The following is an 18,465-nucleotide window of genomic DNA, read 5'->3' as shown; positions in this document are numbered from 1 at the left end:
CTAAAGTGTCGCCTCAATCGACCGGGCCGCTGAGTTGGGATTTTCTGCAGCTGTAATGGGCCGGCCGATGACCAAAACGCTGGCGCCATCATCGCGAGCAGCGCGGGGTGTTACCGTGCGCTTTTGATCGCCTGCTTTGCCATTGGCAGGACGCAATCCAGGAACAACGAAATAACCGTCTTTCCAGACTTTATGCGCTGCACCGACTTCATTGCCCGAACAGACAATACCGTCCAAACCTGCTTCCGCCGACAGATTGGCGAGCCGTTCAACCTGATCATGTGGGCTGCCGTTATAACCGATTGAAGTCATATCCCGTTGATCCAACGAGGTAAGCAGGGTGACCCCTACAACCTTGGTATTGATACCCGCTGCTGCTTTGGCATCTTCCATCATCGCACGACCACCAGATGCGTGAACCGTAACGATTGCTGGTTCCAGAACGTTAATGGCTTGCATGGCCTTGGCCACGGTATTGGGAATGTCGTGAAGTTTCAGGTCGAGAAATATCGGCAGGCCAATTTTCTGGATTTCATGAACCCCATGATGGCCATTGGCGCAGAAAAACTCCAAGCCAAGTTTCAAGCCACCAACATGTCCTTCGACGGATTTGGCTAGCTCCAAAGCATTGTCTAGTATCGGTGTGTCCAGCGCAACGAATATCGGGTTGCTCATGTGCCTGCAGCCTTGTCATCGGTAATGGATGAGACGGCTGGAGCCGGTTCGACGATCTTGTCTTTGCCGAGATCCAATGGCGCAGCAGCCGGCTTCGCCTGCGGCGCAGGTGCTGGCGGCGTTGGCGATGCTGCCGAGGCAGTGGCTGTCGGAGCAGGAGCCGGCCGTGCCGCTGCTTCCAGCGTTTTGATCCGGCGATTCAGGCGCCATTTCGATGCGCGATGGATCAGCCATATCGGCAAAAATCCAAGTAGGAATGCTCCGATGACCAGCACGGGAAGCTTGGTGTCAATGCGAATATCTTCCCAGATCAATACGGAAGTTGGCGACCAGTTATTGACCGCGAAAACAACCAATATGATCGCCAAAATGACCCAGAAAAGCGTTTTTATAAATTGCATTCGACACCCTTATTCATGCATTTTTTTACATATTACGCGTAAATCTGGTCAGTGACCAGAGCTGTTACTATTTTGGGTTAAGGAATGGACCTATTCCCCGAAAACGCGCGTAAAAATCGTATCGATATGTTTGAAATGATAGTCGAGATTAAAGCTCTCTTCCAGCGCCTCCTCAGACAGTTTGGCGGTTACGTCAGCGTCTGCTTTCAGCAGGTCGAGTAGCGCCACTTCGCCGTCTGATTCCCAGACTTTCATCGCGTTGCGTTGGACAATCCGGTAACTGTCTTCGCGGCTAATACCGGCTTGTGTCAAGGCCAGCAAAACGCGTTGAGAATGCACAAGGCCGCCCATCCGATCGAGATTTTTCTGCATCCGTTCAGGATATATGAGCAGCTTTTCAACCACGCCGGTCAGACGAGCGAGGGCAAAGTCCAGCGTGATGGTGGCATCAGGGCCGATCATGCGTTCCACCGAACTATGGGAGATATCCCGCTCATGCCACAGAGCAACATTTTCCATCGCAGGTAGTGCGTAGCTGCGCACCATACGGGCAAGGCCGGTCAGATTTTCGGTCAGGATCGGATTACGCTTGTGCGGCATCGCGCTTGAACCTTTTTGACCAGGTGAGAAATATTCCTCGGCTTCCAAAACTTCGGTGCGCTGCAAATGGCGAATCTCAACAGCTAGACGCTCCACTGAAGAAGCGATCACAGCCAATGTTGCAAAATATTGGGCATGGCGATCGCGGGGAATGACCTGTGTCGAGACAGGTTCGGTTTCCAGCCCCATTTTCTCTGCTACATGGGCTTCGACCTTGGGATCGATATTGGCAAAGGTGCCAACCGCGCCGGATATCGCGCAGGTCGCGATTTCTTTGCGCGCCAGAACAAGTCGTTCGCGATTGCGTTCAAACTCGGCATAGGCCTGCGCCAATTTCATGCCGAAAGTCACCGGCTCGCCATGAATACCGTGACTGCGGCCTATGGTCGGGGTTAGCTTATGCTCATAAGCACGGGTTTTGATAGCCGCGAGCAGCTTGTCCATATCATCAAGCAAAATGTCGGTCGCGCGGGTGAGCTGAACGGCCAGACAGGTATCGAGCACATCACTCGACGTCATGCCTTGATGCATGAAGCGCGCTTCTTCGCCGACATTTTCCGCAACATTGGTCAGGAAAGCGATGACATCATGTTTTACTTCGCGTTCAATCTCGTCGATCCGCTCGACATCAAATTTGCCTTTTGCCCAAATCGCAGCAGCAGCTTCCTTTGGGACAACGCCCAGTTCAGCAAGCGCATCGGTCGCGTGCGCCTCTATCTCAAACCAGATCTGGAACTTGGATTCGGGTTCCCAGATGGCAACCATATCGGGGCGAGAATAGCGCGGGATCATTTTTTCTTTCCTTGAAACTGAAAAAGCTGGTTTAATCCGATCATAGCATGATCAGAGATTTGCCGACCCGCTAGCAGCTACATTATGAGTCGGCAACGTGGATCATTGGGGAGAAAAATATGCGTCTGGCAGTTTTAACCGGTGGAGGTGATGTTCCCGGCCTTAACCCGTGTATCCGTTCGATTGCCATGGCGGCTTGGCAGCGCGGTTGGGATGTCATCGGACTGCGCCGTGGCTGGGAAGGGGTGCTTGAAACCGATCCAACCGATCCCTGGTCACTCGAAAATTCCGCGATGGTGTTGGATAAAGATGCTGTGCGCGGCATTGATCGACAAGGTGGAACGATATTGCACAGCTCGCGCTGTGATCCCCGAAACACCAGTAAAGGCGACCAGACGCAAAAGGTCCTGGATATACTCGACGCGCTGAAGGTCGATGCGCTTATTACCATGGGCGGCGATGGCACACTGCGCTTTTCAGCGCATCTTGCAAGTCTGGGGCGCAACGTCATTTCTATCCCAAAAACGATGGACAATGATGTGTTCGGCACCGACTATTGCATTGGCTTTTCAACCGCCGTGACGCGATCTGTCGCAGCAATAAATGCTCTCAGAACCACCGTGGCCAGCCACGAACGGATAGCCGTTATCGAACTATTCGGCCGCCGGTCCGGCGAAACGGCACTGCTGTCCGGCTTTTTGTCCCAAGCAGATCGCACTGTTATTGCAGAGGTGCCGGCCGATATAGATGCGCTGTTGCCTTTGTTGCTGAAAGATAAGGCGAATAACCCGGAAAGCTATGCTATCTGCCTTGTATCGGAAGGAGCCAAACTAGCTGGTAGCGATACGGATGATGGCGAAATGAGCAAATCCAATACCAACCGTATCGGCGTGAATATCGGTACCCAATTGGCGAGAGAAATCGAAGCGCGGTCGCCCGAGCGAACCATTGTTCAGGAGCTTGCTTATCTGATGCGCGCCGGTGAGCCCGACGCAATGGACCGGATGGTTGGCTTCGCTTTTGGCGCACTGGCGGTGCAATTGATCGAGGAAGGCCGCACGTCCAACATGGTTTGCCTTGAAGACGGCAACTATGGTGTTGTACCGATCGGGACGTTGCTTGGTGGAACGAAGGGTGTGAACGTATCCGGTCTCTATGATGCGAGAGAATATCGGGCCAATCTTGTGCAGATAGAAGGCATGCCGATGTTTCTATATTAAACCGATATTTGAACATGTTGGGGTGGCTGTAACTTAAATGCGCTGTGCGCGAACAGGGTCATGAGGGGATCATGAAATGAACATCGATCAAGCCAAGTTGCAGGAGGAACGCCTGTCACCCTTCTTAAGGGTAACGCTCAGAATATGGGTTAAGACCTATCGTTCCATTATCATGCTGATCAGTCCGGTCTTTGATTTGCTGGTCCGGCTCTTCGTCGCGCAGGCAATTTTTCGTTCGGGCGTCGTGAAGCTCTCTGATTGGGATACCGCGCTGAGCCTTGCGCGGTTTGAATATCCGGTTTCCTGGATGGCGCCAGAGACTGCGGCTGTGATCGGCGTGACCATAGAAATTGTAGCGCCAATATTGCTCCTGATTGGACTGTTAACCAGGGAAGCGGCTCTTGCTATATTGATACTGCTCGTGGTGAGCCAGGTTGAGTATGTTCCAACTGATCTCAACCTCTGGCTAATTGCGATATCGGGTTGGTTTGTATTGCGCGGGGCCAAGGGTTTTTCTTTTGATCGCGCGGTGGCCGGGGGATTGAGCGGTAGCGCACTACCATTTGCTGATCCTGTCATACGTTTTTTTGAATATTTGACGGACAAGGCAGCTCTGGCCTGGTTGTTGATCATTCGGGTTTGGCTTGCGGCTACCCTGCTCTTGGTTGCTGGAATGGGGGGCATGGCGGAAGCGGAGCTGTTTCTGCCGGTGAAAAGCTTTGCCGGAATTGACCCGGTCATTGCCGTTGGATTGGCTTTGCTATTGATCCTGGGCCTCTTTGTTCCGTTAACCGCACTAGCATTGATCATTGCACTCAGCACTTTGGCAGTGATGGGTCTGCATCCCGATCTCACGCTTTTTCCTATGTTGCTGTTTGGTTTGATGCTCATATTCGGAGCAGGCTATCTGTCAGTCGACCGGATGATTTCAAACTGGCTGGAACATAATATCCTGTTTGACCGCAAATATGAGGATGTTCCCGAACACTGGCCGCATATCGTGGTCGTGGGGGCTGGATTCGGGGGGTTGGCTTGCGTGGCCAAGTTAAAGAACCTGCCTGTGCGCATCACGCTTATTGACCGGCATAATTATCACCTTTTCCAGCCGCTGCTCTATCAAATTGCAACCGCTGCGCTGTCTCCGGCTGATGTAGCGACCCCGATCCGGGGCTTGTTCCGCAATGATGGCAACGTGCGAGTGCTGTTGGGTGAGGTGAGCAGCGTCGACAGCAAAGCGAAGACATTGACCTATGGGCAAAATAGTCTGAGCTATGATCATCTTGTGCTCGCAACAGGTGCTTCGCATAGCTATTTCGGTAAGGATGAATGGGCACCTTATGCGCCGGGGCTAAAAACCATCGAAGATGGCGTTTCGGTGCGCGGTCATGTCCTGCGTGCCTTCGAACGGGCCGAGTCCTCCAGTGACCCAGAACGGGTAAAACGGCTGCTGACCTTTGTAGTGGTCGGTGCAGGGCCCACCGGTGTTGAACTGGCCGGAGCGATTGCCGAGTTGGCGCATCATGGACTGAAGGATGAGTTCAGCCGGATCGATCCAGCTGAAGCCGAGATTATTTTGGTGCAATCGGGTGATCGGGTATTGCCGGCCTTTCCGGAAGATTTGTCGGAGCATGCAGCCGATTCCCTTCGCAATTTGGGTGTGGACATAAGGCTAAAATCGCGTGTCACGGATATCGCTGCCGACCGCGTCAAAATCGGCGATGGCATGGAGATCGCAACGGAGACGGTGCTTTGGGCAGCGGGCGTTATTGCTTCCCCAGCAGGCAAATGGCTGAACGCCGATACGGATCGGGCAGGGCGGGTTGCCGTAGATGACTATTTGCGGGTTGCGGGCCACGAAAATGTTTTTGCCATTGGTGACACGGCTGGCAGCAATGCTTGGGATGGAAATCCCGTTCCCGGATTGGCCCCTGCCGCCAAGCAGGCCGGTGTCTATGTAGCGGATTATATTCAAAAACAACTTGTAGATGACAAACAGGTCGCACCCTTCCAATACAAACATCAGGGTAGCCTTGCGACGATTGGCCGCAAGAGTGCCGTTGCGGATTTCGGCTTTATGAAGCTGCATGGCGCTCTGGCCTGGTGGTTATGGGGTGCGGTGCATGTTGGTTTTCTCTCGGGCATGCGGAACCGGATAGCAGTGCTGGTGAACTGGATATGGTCTTACTTCACGTTACAGCTGGGTATCCGCCTGATCACTGGCAAGGACAGCGGTGCTTAAGAAAATTCTAGATCAGCCCTTTTGAACGGAAGGATGTGTGGCCGTCCAGGCCGATAATGATATGATCATGGACCGCGATTCCAAGTTTGCGGCCCGCATCGCAAATATCTTTGGTGATGGCGATATCCTGGCGGCTGGGCGCACTATCTCCGCTGGGATGGTTGTGGACCAAAATGATAGCTGCTGATCCGAGTTCCAGTGCGCGTTTTATCACTTCGCGAGTGTAGATGGCTGCTTGATCAATCGATCCCTCGCTGACCAGTTCATCCCTGATGAGGCGGTTCTTGCTGTCAAGATGTAACACCCGAACACGTTCGTGAACGAGATGCGCCATATCAGCGCGCAAATAGTCGAGCAAAGCTTGCCAGCTTGTCAAAACCGGTTGTTCGCGCATGGGTTCGGAAATCAGCCGTAACGCAGCGGCCTGAACTATTTTTATCGCAGCTGTACTGGTTTCTCCCATGCCTGGCGCTTTGGAGATCGAGGCCGCGTCTGCGGTCAACAGAGCGGAAAAGCTTCCAAATGTATCGATTAGTTCCTTGGCCAACGGTTTGGTGTCGCGGCGAGGAATGGCGATTGCCAGCAGATATTCAATCAACTCATGATCCAGCAGCGCATTGCTTCCGCCTTCGAGCAATCGCGCCCGAAGCCTTGCGCGATGGCCTTTTCCATGATGAGAATTGGATTTTTTTGCGTCGTCCAAGTCGCCCATATCGAATGATAACCGGTTTGCTGGCGAATGGGACAAGAAAGCATGCCGATGGGTGAGAATGTCCGAATATGTCCAATTTTTATTTATTAGCGTAAAAACTGCAGGGCCCATACACTTGTACATTGCAACTTAAGCTAGACTTCTGCATTTCAACTGGAATGGAGGAAGAGTTAGACCAAGAGCCTATAGGCAGCCGCTTGCGGCCACGACTATTCGTCTATCTGCTCCTTTTCTTATTGCTGGTTGGTTTTCTTGTTCTCTGGTTTAATCGGATCACGATCGCCGATAATTTTGTGCGTTCGGAACTTGATAATCTGGACATACAAGCGAGCTACGAGATTGAGGATATCGGTTTTCGTAAGCAGATTATCCGCAACTTGGTGATCGGCAATCCTGAACATCCTGATTTGAAAGCGGATCTGGTTGAGATTGGTAACAGCCTTGGAACCGAAGGGGCCGGCATAAACTGGGTGCGAGCACGCGGGGTTAAGGCTTATGGCCGCCTGCGGGATGGCAAATTGTCCTTTGGCGCGCTCGATAAATTTTCTGATCCGGAGGACGACAGCCCATTGGCTTTGCCGGATATTTCGCTGACGCTCGAAAAAGCGCAGCTCCGGATTGATAGCGATTATGGTCCTTTGGGGTTGGCTCTGAATGGATCCGGAAATTTGCATGACGGATTTAAAGGCGAACTTGCCGCACTGAGTAAGCAGCTTGATCTCGGCGGATGTACCATTTCGGATCCCAGCTATTTTGGTGAGATCGTGATTGATGATCGCAAGCCGGGTTTGAACGGTCCTTTGCGAATGCCAGCGATTAAATGCCCTGACATGGACATGTCGGTTGAGGATGTCGGCATCCAACTCGCATTGGAGCTGGGGCAAGATTTTGCCAGCTGGTCGGGAGATGCAGGTATATCAAGCGGGCAGTTACGCTATGCCGACTATAGCGCGGAAGAAATCAGATCGGCACTTTCCTTTACCGGTGATCTGGATCGCAGCAGCGGCAATATTGATCTTACAACAAATGAAGTAAAATCCCTTTATGGCCGCGCCAAGACAGCACGGGTCAGCGGGCCGTTTCAGATTGGCTATGGCGACGATCCTGTCACAGCGCGCTTTGAAGGCGCGCCGGAAATTCGGACGGCGCAAATCTCCAACCACCTACTGAAACAGATCCGCGGACTGGCGGCATCGACCGATGGTACGCCAGTAGGGCCGATTGCAGAAAAACTGGCGACCGCCGTTCGCCAGGCTGGTCTTGCTTTGGATTTCACAAGCGATATCCGGTTCGATACGAGCGCTGCAGGGACAAAATTGACGGTGAATACGCTAAGCGCCCGATCCCGGTCGGGTGGTGAGTTGGCTCTGGATGATCCGATATTGCTGACTGTCATCGGCGATGATGTGAGAATGCTTGCCGAGGGAGATCTGATTCTAAATGGCGGTGGTTTTCCTGATGCGAAAATAGATCTGGATGATGGCAGCTTGGCGCGCGGATTCTCTGGCAATGTGCAGATGGCAGCCTATCAAGCAGGGCCTGCGAAGCTCAACATTCCCGACCTCAGTTTCTCGCCTGCTGCTGGTGGCGGTACAAATTTCGATGGGCGAATGATCTTGACTGGCCCATTGGCTGATGGGCAGGTGACTGGACTACAAGTGCCGATAAATGGTGATTTTGATGGTCGGGGTGGATTTGCGCTCTTTCGCAAATGTGTCGACTTGCAATTTGCCAGTCTTCGTACAGCCTCATTTATCGCGGGTCCCACTCAAACCCGTATATGCCCGGATGGTCGACGCGCAATTGTGACAAGCAATGGAACGAAAATACAAGTTGCCGCGCGCGCGCCCTCATTTGATCTGAAAGGTTCGCTGGGAGATACACCGCTTACTTTGAGCAGCGGTCCGCTGGACTTTTCCCTCGTAAATGGCATGCGGGCAAATGATGTGTCCGTGCGGATGGGTACAGCAGACAGCATGACCAAATTCGATATGGCATTGGTCAACGCTGCCTTTGGCCGCGACATTACCGGGAAAATATCAGGCGCCAATGGACAGATTGCCAGTGTGCCGCTGTTGCTTGAAAATGTCGAAGGCGATTGGCGTTATGTTGGCGGCGAGTTTTTGGCTGACGCGAAGCTACGCTTACGGGATGAAGAGCAAGTTGAGCGCTTCCGGCCTATGATTAGTGAAGATGTGAAGCTGAAATTCGCGAAAGGCAGGATAGTGGCCGATGGGATTTTGCGTGAACCCAAAACCTTGCGGCAGGTCGCGACGATTAACATTACACATGTTTTGGACAATAGCACAGGGCAGGCGGTTCTTGATGTCGGCTCGCTGGTATTTGATGATGTGTTACAACCAGAAATGTTAACGCCATTGACCCTGGGCGTCATCGCCAATGTCAATGGTGTGGTGACTGGTTCTGGCCAGATCGATTGGGATGAGAAAAGCGATGGCATCAGGAGTACAGGAATTTTTCGTACTGATTCCATCAATCTGGCCGCCGCCTTTGGGCCTGTGACCGGGCTAGCAGGCGAGATCAAATTTTCAGATTTGCTCGGTTTGGAAACAGAGGCAGGACAGCTGGTGCGCATGGCTGAGGTTAATCCCGGCGTGGCCGCTTTTAATGGCCAGCTCTTTTATCGACTGTTGCCAGATTATAAAATGCAGGTGGAAGGTGGCCAGTGGCCCTTTGCTGGCGGTATGCTTTATCTTGAACCAACAATCCTGGATTTGAGTGAGGAAGCAGAAAGACGGCTGGAATTCACCGTGGTGGGTGTAGATGCAGCCCAATTCCTGACACAGTTTGATTTTGAAAATATCACAGCGTCAGGTGTCTTTGATGGCAAGTTACCGATGGTTTTTGATCAGGATGGTGGACGCATTGCCGGCGGGTATCTTGTTGCGCGCAAAGGGGGCGGTTCGCTGTCTTATATCGGTGAACTAACTTATGAAGATATGGGGACTTTTGCCAATTTTGCCTTCAATGCGTTAAAATCATTAAAATATGAGCAGCTTACGATCGGCATGGATGGAGCTATTGACGGTGAGATTATCACAGAAGTTAAATTCGCTGGTCTCCAGCAAGGCGATAGTGCGAGTAAAAATTTCTTCACGAAACAAATTGCCAAAGTTCCGCTCGAATTTAACGTCCGCATCCAGGCACCCTTCATGCAGCTTATGAGCAGCGCCAAAGCCTTTTATGAGCCCGAAATACTGGTCGGTCAGAATCTACCGGCATTATTAAGAGCACAAGAAGAACGAGCTGCGGAAGCTGCAAAAGCGTTAGAAAATAATTCTGAATCAACTGTTCAGCCACGGGAAAGCGATAATGAGCCATAAGATATGCCAATTGACGGATCGTTCCGGAAATGCGATTCGGTCAGATATGAAGAGTAGGAAGACAACCGGCCTGATATCGGGTGTCGCCTTGGGGCTGAGTGCCGTTCTGGCAGGATGTGTGCAGGTTTCTGCGCCAGATAAACCCATCGTGATAAACCTGAATATCAATATAAAGCAGGAAGTCGTGTATCGTCTGGATGGCGACGCACAGGATTTGATTAATAGTGAAGCGGAGATTTTCTGATGTTTGAGTTTATACGGAAAAATAAAGCGGTTGCCGTTGTCGGCGGATTGGCTTTGACCGCAGTCGTTGCCGCGCCAGTGATGGCACAGCGCGATCCAGCCTATGCTGCGGCGCGTGCTTCCGGCGCAATTGGCGAGAAACCAGATGGTTATCTCGGTTATGTGACCTCTCCATCCGCGTCGGTGAAGGCACTGGTCGAGGATCTTAATATTAAGCGTAAGGCGGCTTATACCCGCAAGGCGCAGGAAACCAATTCGACCGTCGAGCAGTTTGCATTTACGTCAGGATGTAATCTCATCAAGCGTACGGTTGCTGGCGAGAAATATCAGGCTCCCGATGGTAGTTGGCAGACCCGGACATCGGCTGATCCGGTTCGCGATTCGCGCTGCCCATAGAGCCAAAATAGAACAATATTTTGACATTGAACGCGCTGACAAATTCGGCGCGTCCTTTTTTGTTTCAAATTACTGATATTTAGCTCAATTTTCTGCAGTGCAGCATCGCTGTTGACTTGGCGCACCCGCTTTTCTAAACGGGCGCGGTTAGCGGGACTGCTCGCTGTCGTGGGTAGAACCAAGTTAATCGGTTTTTTTGCTGATTTACGTTAGTTTTTCAAAGAATCACGGCAGAGAATGGAACCGGTAAATCTGATGGACGATGATGCCAAGATAGAGGCGCTGAAGAAGCGGATCGATCAGGCACAGTCGGAAGAGGCAGTCAGATCAGGCAAAACCCAGAAAGGGGTCGATGATAATTATCGGCTTGGAAACCGGGTTTTAGCAGATTTGATTGCAGGCATTGGTGGTGGTGCATTGGTCGGCTGGACGCTGGACTATTTCATCGGAACCGGGCCTTGGCTTCTTTTGATATTCCTGTTTCTGGGGATCATCGTGGCGTTCAGAAATATTATTAAACTCTCAAATGAGAACGCAAAGAAACATAAGTGATTTGACGTACCATTTGAAAAACAGGGGTCCATTGCGTGGCGGCTGAAGAAGGTAAAATCGATCCAATGTACCAATTTGAGGTACAGACGATTTTGGAAGGCTTTTCATTAGGTGGTCAGCAGATTGCTCTGACCAATAGTGCTATCTGGATGGGATTTGCGGTTGTCGCATTATTCCTGTTCATGCGTGGCGGCATGAAGCGCGAACTGGTTCCCGGTCGTTGGCAGATGATGGTCGAAGGCTTTACTGGCTTCATCGATAATATGATGGAAGCCAATGTTGGCCCTGCCGGCAAAAAATACGCGCCTTATGTCTTTTCGTTGTTCATGTTCATCCTCTTTTCCAATGTGTTGGGTCTTCTCCCCGTTGGCGTATTGGGATTACACCCGTTCACTGTAACGAGTCATCTTACCGTAACCGGTGTGCTCGCAATTATGAGCTTTTCGATTGTTTTGATCGTTGGTTTCGCCAAGCATAAGCTTCACTTTTTCTCGCTTTTCGTTCCACATGGTACGCCGCTTCCGATGATTCCGTTTATATTCATCGTTGAGCTGCTGTCGTTCCTGGTTCGTCCTTTCAGCCTCGCTCTGCGTCTTTTTGTCGCGATGACGGCAGGCCATATTTTGTTGAAGGTTCTGGCGGGCTTCGTAATCAACAGTTCCAATGCAGGCGCCGGCTATGGCGTGCTTGTTGGTATCCCTAGTTTTGCGCTGATGATCGGTATTAGCGCTCTCGAATTGCTGGTGGCAGTTGTGCAAGCTTATGTATTTGCATTGCTAACATCGCTTTACATCAATGATGCAGAAAACCTGCATTGATTTGAACAAGACTTTATTTCCAAACGATATTTTTGAACAGGAGTTATTATCATGGACGCAGAAGCAGCAAAATTATTGGGCGCAGGTCTGGCAGCAATTGGTGCCGGTGTAGCCGCCGTTGGTGTGGGTAACGTATTCGGCAGCTTCCTGGAAAGCGCATTGCGCAATCCTTCCGCTGCAGACGGCCAACAGGGCCGTTTGTTCATCGGCTTTGCCGCAGCTGAACTTTTGGGTCTGTTGGCATTTGTTGTCGCAATGATCCTCATCTTCGTTGCCTAATAATATTGTGAAACCGGCGGGGCGGTGAATCTGCCCCGCTGTTTCGAAATTTTGGAGCCTTTGGTTCAATGCCTCAAATAGATCAAATCGCCGCAACCTATGCGTCCCAGATTTTCTGGCTTTTGCTGACTTTCGGGTTCACATTTTTTGTCATCGGTTTAGGTATGTTTCCGAAAATTCAGGGCACGGTTGATGCCCGGGACAAACGAATTGCCGACGATCTGGAAGCCGCTCGTGCTGCCAATGTAAAAGCAGACGAGCTCGAGGAAAGCTATCGTGTCAAAATGGAAAAAGACCGTAGCGAAGCGCAGGCTCTTGTAGAAGCCAGCAAGGCGAAAGCTAATGCTGCCTCTGAAAAGCGTAAGAACAAGGCCAATGCCGATATTGCCGCGAAAGTGGCAACGGCGGAAGCCGATATCAAATCGCGTGCAGAAGAAGCACTAAAAGAGATTGAAGGCGTCTCTGCCGAAGCTGCACAAGATCTGGTTGCCAAAATCTCTGGCGCGAAAGTGACCAAAGCGGCAGCATTGAAAGAAACAAAGGCAGCGTTGAAACATGGTTGATTTTGCTATTCTCGCTTCAGCAGCGACGGACATCGCAATGCTGGCATCTGGTGCTGGTGAAGAGCATGTAACACCATCCGTATTTGGTGTTTTCAATGCGACCGTATTTGTTTCTTTATCGATGCTTGTCGTTGTGGGCTTGGTCATCTGGAAAAAAGTGCCCGCCCTCATCGCTGCATCGCTGGACAAGAAAATTGCTGATATTCGCGAACAACTGGATGAAGCAAAAAAACTTCGTGCTGAATCCGAAGAACTGCGGGCGAAATATGAATCGCGCTTGCGAGCTGCTGATGACGAAGCAGCAGAGATTTTGGCACAAGCCGAAAGCGAAGCCGAACTGGTCGTCGCCAACGCTAAGAAAGCAACGACCGACTTGATTGCACGCCGTAAGAAAATGGCTGAGGACAAGATCAGTGCAGCAGAACGCGCCGCCATAGCCGATGTTCGAGCAAAGGCTGCCGGCGCGGCGACAATCGCGGCACAAAAGCTGATTGCTGCTCAGCATGACGCGGCCGCAGACAAGGGCTTGGTCGACAAAACGATCAGCGATCTGGGCTCAAAGCTAAACTAAACTATTGGTTTTTGTGATCGATTAGGCGCTGGTAATGATCGGCGTCGAGGCTTAGATATAGGCTATGTCTGGCCCACAATCTCCTGACCGTTTCAACGAGGATAAGGCAACCTATGCCGTGCGCGGCAATGAAACGCCTGACCTGGAAACGGGCATGGCGGCAATTCGCGAGACGCTGAACACCTTACCAACACGGCCTGGCGTTTATCGGATGCAGGATAGTCGCGGTGATGTGCTTTATGTTGGCAAGGCGCGGTCGCTGAAAAACCGTGTCGGATCTTATGTCCAGATGAACCGGCTGCCGCATCGTTTGCTGCGTATGGTCGCGCAAACACGCTCCATGACCATTGTGACAACGGGCAGTGAAGCCGAAGCGCTTCTGCTTGAAGCACAACTGATCAAGAAATTTCGACCAGCTTATAATGTGCTGCTGCGTGACGACAAGAGTTTCCCGTTCATCCTGCTGCGTGAGGACCATGATTTTCCGCGCATCCAGAAACATCGCGGTGCCCAGAAGACAAAGGGCAAATATTTCGGACCATTTGCGAGTGCCGGCTCGGTAAACCAGACACTCAACGCCCTGCAAAAACTCTTCCTGCTTCGGTCCTGCACGGACAGTTTTTTTAACAACCGCTCCAGGCCTTGTCTGCTTTATCAAATCAAGCGCTGTTCAGCGCCTTGTGTCGATCGTATCTCCAAGGACGATTATGCAGAACTGGTTGAGGACTCCCGCAATTTTCTCTCTGGGAAATCTACTGACGTGCAGCAAAAGCTTGGTGCCCAGATGGAAAAGGCGTCGGAGGAACTCGATTTCGAGATGGCGGCTTTGTACCGCGATCGACTGAAGGCTTTGACCTTCATTCAGGGCAATCAGGCGGTTAATGCTGCAGGTTTACCGGATGCCGATATATTTGCTTTGGCATCAAAGGGATCGACTGTTTGTATTCAGGCGTTTTTCATTCGCGGCGGGCAAAATTGGGGCCATCGCAGTTTCTTTCCCGCGCATACCAGCAATGTGGAGATTGAAGAGGTCCTGTCCAGCTTTTTGATGCAATTTTATGATCGTATGCCGCCTCCAAAACTTGTGCTGCTGGATAGAGAGCTGCCTGATAAGGAGCTCTTGTCTGAGGCTTTGGGTACGCGCGCTGACTATAAGGTCAGCGTGTCGCAACCTCAGCGGGGAGATCGCCTTAAACTGCTTAAGCAAGCGAGCCGTAATGCCGAAGAAGCGCTTGACCGGCGCTTGGCTGAGTCATCGACGCAAGCCAAGATCATGCGCGAAATGGTCGATTTACTGGAGCTTGATGCTGTGCCTGATCGCATCGAGATTTACGATAATAGCCATATTCAAGGCACGAACATGGTTGGCGGTATGGTGGTTGCCGGACCGGAAGGTTTTCGCAAAAGCGCATATCGCAAGTTCAATATCAAAAATCCCGATACCAAACCCGGCGATGATTTTGCGATGATGCGCGAAGTGCTGGAACGCCGTTTTGCCCGTGCCCAGAAAGAGGATCCAGATCGCGAGAAAGGCGAGTGGCCGGATTTGGTTCTGATTGATGGCGGCAAGGGACAGATGAGTGCTGCCAAGGATGCACTTGCGGAAATCGGAGTTGAAGATGTCAACATGATAGGGGTTTCGAAAGGCCCCGATCGGAATGCAGGGCGAGAGACGTTCCACTTCATGGATGGCCGGGAATTAAATCTGCCAGTTAACAGCCCGGTCCTGTTTTATTTGCAGCGACTAAGGGACGAAGCGCATAGATTTGCCATCGGTGCCCATCGTCAGAAGCGTGCGAAATCCGTCGGACATAGCTCGCTGGATGATGTGCCTGGCATCGGCCCGGCGCGAAAAAAAGCGATGTTACTGCATTTTGGAACCGCGCGGGCCGTTAAGAACGCATCACTTGAAGATCTGCAACAAGCGCCAGGCGTCTCTGCGACCGTGGCGCAAAAAGTCTACGACTATTTTCATGGCTAGTCTGCGTACCACCGCAATCATCTGCTCGGTCCGTCAGCATGGAGAGCATGGTGCAGTCGTGCGATCTTTGACGCCGGATAATGGGCTAATGGCCGGTTTTGTGAGAGGGGCGCGTTCTCGAACAATGCGCCCGGTGCTAATTCCCTCCAACATTGTTCAGGCCGATTATAGAGCGCGAACGGAGGAACAATTGGCCTCTATGACCGCTGAACTAGAACAAAGCCGAGGGCCTTATCTGAGTGAACCGTTAGCCAGTGCGGCATTGGATTGGGTAACAGCTTTGACCGCCGCTATTTTGCCGGAAGAACAAAACTATCCACAGCTCCACGCGGCTTTATCAGCACTACTTGATGCGATCTGCGGCGCTCCTTCAGCGAGAGGCTGGGCGGTTGCGTTGGTGCGCTATGAGCTACTGCTTTTGTCAGAGCTTGGATTCGGTCTGACCTTGGATAAATGTGCCGTAACCGGCGGTGATGAAGACTTGGTCTATATCAGTCCAAAAAGTGCGATGGCGGTGAGTAAGAAAGCAGGACAGGTATATAAGCACAAACTTCTGCCGTTGCCGGCCTTTTTGAAAGAACCGGATAGTCCTGAATGGGGCGATATTTTCGATGGTTTGAGGGTAACAGGATTTTTCTTGAAGCGACATTTTTTTGAAGATCGTCGAAATGACGTCATGGCATCACGATCGGTTTTGGTGGATCGATTGAAAAGGGTGGTTGCCTAATCCACTCCAGCGCGGCAGGGAGTGCCAGAAAGTCGCAAAGAAAGTCTGGGAAAAACAAAATGCATATTGCGGTGCTCGCCGGGGACGGCATTGGTCAGGAAATCATGGTCGAGGCCTTGCGCGTAATGGAGGCATTGGGGCTTCCTGACCTTCGTCTTGATTACGCTGATGTTGGCGGCGTCGCTTATAAGAACCATGGCCATCCTTTGCCTCCAGAGACGCTGGATTTGGTTATGGCTGCGGATGCTGTTTTATTTGGAGCCGTTGGTGATCCAGATTGTGATGATCTGGAACGTCATTTGCGGCCTGAACAAGCGGTTCTTGGGTTGCGCAAAGAAATGGAGACATTCGCTAATTTACGTCCTGCAAAGGCTTTTGCGGGGCTGGAAAATCTGTCAGCCCTGAAACCGGATGTCGCGGGGGCGATTGATCTGTTGATCCTGCGGGAACTGACCGGCGATATCTATTTTGGTGAAAAGGGGCGGCGAACGACCGATGCCGGTTTGCGGGAAGGCTATGACATCATGGCCTATGATGAGGAAGAAATCGGCCGCATCGCCCATGTCGCGTTCAAGGCCGCGCAAGGGCGCCGGAAAAAGCTGTGTTCTGTTGACAAAGCCAATGTGTTGCAGACTTCGGTGCTCTGGCGGACCGTCGTTAACGAGGTCGCTGCTGACTATCCCGATGTCGAACTCAATCATATGTATGTCGACAATGCCGCGATGCAGCTTGTACGCAATCCGGGGCAATTTGACGTAATGCTCACCGGCAACATCTTTGGCGACATATTATCAGATCAAGCCAGCATGTGTGTTGGATCCATTGGTCTGCTGGCATCGGCTTCTCTGGGGACAGGAACAAAGGGGCTATATGAGCCTATCCACGGCAGTGCGCCGGATATAGCAGGGCAGGGGATTGCCAACCCCTCTGCGATGATATTGTCGGCAGCGATGATGTTGCGCCATAGTTTTGGAATGGAAGACCAAGCTTTGTGCATCGAACAAGCAGTCGCAGATGTTCTCGAACAAGGAATATTGGGACATGATCTGGGCGGCAGTGCCTCAACACGTGAAATCGGCGATGCGATCGTCGCTCAGCTTGCCAGTTAAGCGCCAAGAGGCTTAGGAAAAGATATGAAAAGAGACACCGGCCAAAATCGCGAGATCACAAAAAACTGGCGCCCAGCGACAAAGGCCATCCGTAGTGGCACGATGCGCAGCGAATTTGGTGAGACATCGGAAGCGATGTTCCTGACCTCCGGCTATACCTATGATTGCGCCGAAGACGCCGCTGCGCGCTTCAATGGCGAGCAGGACGGAATGACCTATAGCCGCTTGCAAAATCCAACCGTCCAGATGCTGGAAGAGCGCATTGCCGTGATGGAAGGTGCAGAAGCTTGCCGTGCGACCGCCTCAGGCATGTCGGCCATGACAGCGGCCTTATTGTGCCAATTGGAAGCAGGGGATCACGTCGTTGCCAGCCGGGCGCTATTTGGATCGTGCCGCTGGTTAACCGATAGTTTGTTGCCGAAATTCGGAATTGAAACGACAATCATCGATGGTCGTGAAATTGAAAATTGGGAAAAAGCGATAACGCCCCAGACCAAGGTGTTTTTCTTTGAAACCCCGGCAAACCCGACAATGGATGTTATCGACCTCCGCTCCGTATGTGATTTGGCGCGGGCAAAAAAAATTACCAGCGTTGTTGATAACGCATTTGCCACCAATGTTTTGCAACGTCCGATGGAATTTGGTGCTGATGTGGTTGCCTATAGCGCAACGAAAATGATGGATGGGCAAGGACGCGTATTGGCCGGGGCTGTTTGCGGAACAGAACAATTTATCGAAGAAACTCTGCTTGCCTTTACGCGCAATACCGGACCGACTCTGAGTGCGTTTAATGCTTGGGTAGTGCTTAAGGGACTCGAGACTCTCGATCTGCGCATCCGCAAGCAAAGCGAAAATGCTATCAAGGTGGGCAAGTTTTTGGAGCAGCGTGTAGAGAAAATATTGCACCCTGGCTTGCCGAGCCATCCGCAGCATAATCTGGCAATGAGCCAGATGGAAACCGCAGGACCCATCTTCTCGCTCTATGTCGGTGGCGGTCGAAAGCAGGCGCATGACTTGCTTAATGCATTGAAACTTATAGATATTTCTAACAATATCGGGGATAGCCGATCCCTTATGTGTCATCCTGCATCGACCACCCACCATGGTTTGGGTGAAGAAGCGCGGTTAGAAGTCGGAATTACGGAAGACATGTTACGGATCAATGTGGGTCTGGAAGATCCCACCGATTTGGTCGAAGATTTGGATCAAGCTCTTTCGTCCATTGGACTTTGACGCTATTATA

18 protein-coding genes are annotated in these 18,465 nt (G+C 51.6%); 14 read left to right on the top strand and 4 right to left on the bottom strand.

The genetic code is table 11. The features are described from left to right. The 3 genes from pyrF to purB form a co-directional block, all read right to left on the bottom strand. Entirely contained in the window at positions 1–675 is a 675-nt protein-coding gene (pyrF, locus tag BS29_RS10665; protein ID WP_229953637.1) for an orotidine-5'-phosphate decarboxylase, read from the bottom strand. Then, positions 672–1,076, bottom strand: a complete 405-nt coding sequence (locus tag BS29_RS10660; protein ID WP_229953636.1) for a hypothetical protein — start codon at positions 1,074–1,076, stop codon at positions 672–674. Before BS29_RS10660 ends, pyrF begins: the two co-directional genes overlap by 4 nt. 90 nt (positions 1,077–1,166) lie before the next feature. Further along, positions 1,167–2,468 carry an adenylosuccinate lyase gene (gene purB, locus BS29_RS10655; protein ID WP_229953635.1) on the bottom strand — a complete coding sequence of 434 codons (1,302 nt, stop codon included), beginning with the start codon at positions 2,466–2,468 and terminating at the stop codon, positions 1,167–1,169. Between the two features lie 119 nt (positions 2,469–2,587). On the opposite strand from purB, the gene BS29_RS10650 reads away from it, so the two are divergent. Continuing rightward, positions 2,588–3,688: a 6-phosphofructokinase gene (locus tag BS29_RS10650; protein ID WP_229953634.1), complete on the top strand. Its 1,101-nt coding sequence runs from the start codon at positions 2,588–2,590 to the stop codon at positions 3,686–3,688. Positions 3,689–3,764: 76 nt separating this feature from the next. Beyond that, a complete protein-coding gene (locus tag BS29_RS10645) occupies positions 3,765–5,927 on the top strand; it encodes an FAD-dependent oxidoreductase (protein ID WP_229953633.1) in 2,163 nt (720 codons plus the stop codon). Between the two features lie 7 nt (positions 5,928–5,934). Here the strand turns inward: BS29_RS10645 and radC are convergent, their stop codons facing one another. Continuing rightward, positions 5,935–6,639, bottom strand: a complete 705-nt coding sequence (gene radC, locus BS29_RS10640) for a RadC family protein (protein WP_407673692.1) — start codon at positions 6,637–6,639, stop codon at positions 5,935–5,937. Positions 6,640–6,797: 158 nt separating this feature from the next. Between radC and BS29_RS10635 the strand changes: the two genes are divergently transcribed. The 12 genes from BS29_RS10635 to BS29_RS10580 all read left to right on the top strand — a co-directional run bounded on the left by BS29_RS10635 (position 6,798) and on the right by BS29_RS10580 (position 18,455). Further along, positions 6,798–9,983: an intermembrane phospholipid transport protein YdbH family protein gene (locus tag BS29_RS10635; protein WP_229953631.1), complete on the top strand. Its 3,186-nt coding sequence runs from the start codon at positions 6,798–6,800 to the stop codon at positions 9,981–9,983. A gap of 46 nt (positions 9,984–10,029) precedes the next feature. After that, positions 10,030–10,227: a YnbE family lipoprotein gene (locus BS29_RS10630; protein WP_229953630.1), complete on the top strand. Its 198-nt coding sequence runs from the start codon at positions 10,030–10,032 to the stop codon at positions 10,225–10,227. Further along, on the top strand, positions 10,227–10,622 hold the full coding sequence (locus tag BS29_RS10625) for a YdbL family protein (protein ID WP_229953629.1): 396 nt from the start codon (positions 10,227–10,229) through the stop codon (positions 10,620–10,622). Before BS29_RS10630 ends, BS29_RS10625 begins: the two co-directional genes overlap by 1 nt. A 237-nt stretch (positions 10,623–10,859) precedes the next feature. Further along, positions 10,860–11,174, top strand: a complete 315-nt coding sequence (locus BS29_RS10620; protein ID WP_229953628.1) for an AtpZ/AtpI family protein — start codon at positions 10,860–10,862, stop codon at positions 11,172–11,174. A 35-nt stretch (positions 11,175–11,209) separates the two neighbouring features. Then, positions 11,210–11,992, top strand: a complete 783-nt coding sequence (locus tag BS29_RS10615; protein ID WP_229953627.1) for a F0F1 ATP synthase subunit A — start codon at positions 11,210–11,212, stop codon at positions 11,990–11,992. 51 nt (positions 11,993–12,043) lie between these two features. Continuing rightward, a complete protein-coding gene (locus BS29_RS10610; protein ID WP_108809819.1) occupies positions 12,044–12,271 on the top strand; it encodes a F0F1 ATP synthase subunit C in 228 nt (75 codons plus the stop codon). Between the two features lie 68 nt (positions 12,272–12,339). After that, positions 12,340–12,834 carry a F0F1 ATP synthase subunit B family protein gene (locus tag BS29_RS10605; RefSeq protein ID WP_229953626.1) on the top strand — a complete coding sequence of 165 codons (495 nt, stop codon included), beginning with the start codon at positions 12,340–12,342 and terminating at the stop codon, positions 12,832–12,834. Further along, positions 12,827–13,405, top strand: a complete 579-nt coding sequence (locus BS29_RS10600; RefSeq protein WP_229953625.1) for a F0F1 ATP synthase subunit B family protein — start codon at positions 12,827–12,829, stop codon at positions 13,403–13,405. The genes BS29_RS10605 and BS29_RS10600 overlap by 8 nt, the downstream gene beginning before the upstream one ends. A 64-nt stretch (positions 13,406–13,469) precedes the next feature. Further along, positions 13,470–15,386: an excinuclease ABC subunit UvrC gene (gene uvrC / locus BS29_RS10595; protein ID WP_229953624.1), complete on the top strand. Its 1,917-nt coding sequence runs from the start codon at positions 13,470–13,472 to the stop codon at positions 15,384–15,386. Then, complete coding sequence (gene recO, locus BS29_RS10590) at positions 15,379–16,113, top strand: DNA repair protein RecO (RefSeq protein ID WP_229953623.1); 735 nt, start codon at positions 15,379–15,381, stop codon at positions 16,111–16,113. The genes uvrC and recO overlap by 8 nt, the downstream gene beginning before the upstream one ends. Positions 16,114–16,172: 59 nt before the next feature. Next, complete coding sequence (gene leuB, locus BS29_RS10585) at positions 16,173–17,222, top strand: 3-isopropylmalate dehydrogenase (protein ID WP_229953622.1); 1,050 nt, start codon at positions 16,173–16,175, stop codon at positions 17,220–17,222. 24 nt (positions 17,223–17,246) lie between these two features. Continuing rightward, positions 17,247–18,455 carry a trans-sulfuration enzyme family protein gene (locus BS29_RS10580; RefSeq protein ID WP_229953621.1) on the top strand — a complete coding sequence of 403 codons (1,209 nt, stop codon included), beginning with the start codon at positions 17,247–17,249 and terminating at the stop codon, positions 18,453–18,455. Positions 18,456–18,465 lie beyond the last annotated feature (10 nt).

Origin of the sequence: Parasphingorhabdus litoris DSM 22379, assembly GCF_020906275.1 — a bacterium.
Lineage (GTDB): Bacteria > Pseudomonadota > Alphaproteobacteria > Sphingomonadales > Sphingomonadaceae > Parasphingorhabdus > Parasphingorhabdus litoris.
Note: the sequence above shows the minus strand (reverse complement) of the source record. Positions and strands in the feature narration are given on the sequence as shown.

Excerpts from the sequence above, each read along its gene's own strand:
- pyrF (WP_229953637.1), bottom strand. The coding sequence starts at position 675 with ATGAGCAACCCGATATTCGTTGCGCTGGACACACCGATACTAGACAAT.
- BS29_RS10660 (WP_229953636.1), bottom strand. The coding sequence starts at position 1,076 with ATGCAATTTATAAAAACGCTTTTCTGGGTCATTTTGGCGATCATATTG.
- purB (WP_229953635.1), bottom strand. The coding sequence starts at position 2,468 with ATGATCCCGCGCTATTCTCGCCCCGATATGGTTGCCATCTGGGAACCC.
- BS29_RS10650 (WP_229953634.1), top strand. The coding sequence starts at position 2,588 with ATGCGTCTGGCAGTTTTAACCGGTGGAGGTGATGTTCCCGGCCTTAAC.
- BS29_RS10645 (WP_229953633.1), top strand. The coding sequence starts at position 3,765 with ATGAACATCGATCAAGCCAAGTTGCAGGAGGAACGCCTGTCACCCTTC.
- radC (WP_407673692.1), bottom strand. The coding sequence starts at position 6,639 with ATGGGCGACTTGGACGACGCAAAAAAATCCAATTCTCATCATGGAAAA.
- BS29_RS10635 (WP_229953631.1), top strand. The coding sequence starts at position 6,798 with ATGGAGGAAGAGTTAGACCAAGAGCCTATAGGCAGCCGCTTGCGGCCA.
- BS29_RS10630 (WP_229953630.1), top strand. The coding sequence starts at position 10,030 with ATGAAGAGTAGGAAGACAACCGGCCTGATATCGGGTGTCGCCTTGGGG.
- BS29_RS10625 (WP_229953629.1), top strand. The coding sequence starts at position 10,227 with ATGTTTGAGTTTATACGGAAAAATAAAGCGGTTGCCGTTGTCGGCGGA.
- BS29_RS10620 (WP_229953628.1), top strand. The coding sequence starts at position 10,860 with ATGGAACCGGTAAATCTGATGGACGATGATGCCAAGATAGAGGCGCTG.
- BS29_RS10610 (WP_108809819.1), top strand. The coding sequence starts at position 12,044 with ATGGACGCAGAAGCAGCAAAATTATTGGGCGCAGGTCTGGCAGCAATT.
- BS29_RS10605 (WP_229953626.1), top strand. The coding sequence starts at position 12,340 with ATGCCTCAAATAGATCAAATCGCCGCAACCTATGCGTCCCAGATTTTC.
- BS29_RS10600 (WP_229953625.1), top strand. The coding sequence starts at position 12,827 with ATGGTTGATTTTGCTATTCTCGCTTCAGCAGCGACGGACATCGCAATG.
- uvrC (WP_229953624.1), top strand. The coding sequence starts at position 13,470 with ATGTCTGGCCCACAATCTCCTGACCGTTTCAACGAGGATAAGGCAACC.
- recO (WP_229953623.1), top strand. The coding sequence starts at position 15,379 with ATGGCTAGTCTGCGTACCACCGCAATCATCTGCTCGGTCCGTCAGCAT.
- leuB (WP_229953622.1), top strand. The coding sequence starts at position 16,173 with ATGCATATTGCGGTGCTCGCCGGGGACGGCATTGGTCAGGAAATCATG.
- BS29_RS10580 (WP_229953621.1), top strand. The coding sequence starts at position 17,247 with ATGAAAAGAGACACCGGCCAAAATCGCGAGATCACAAAAAACTGGCGC.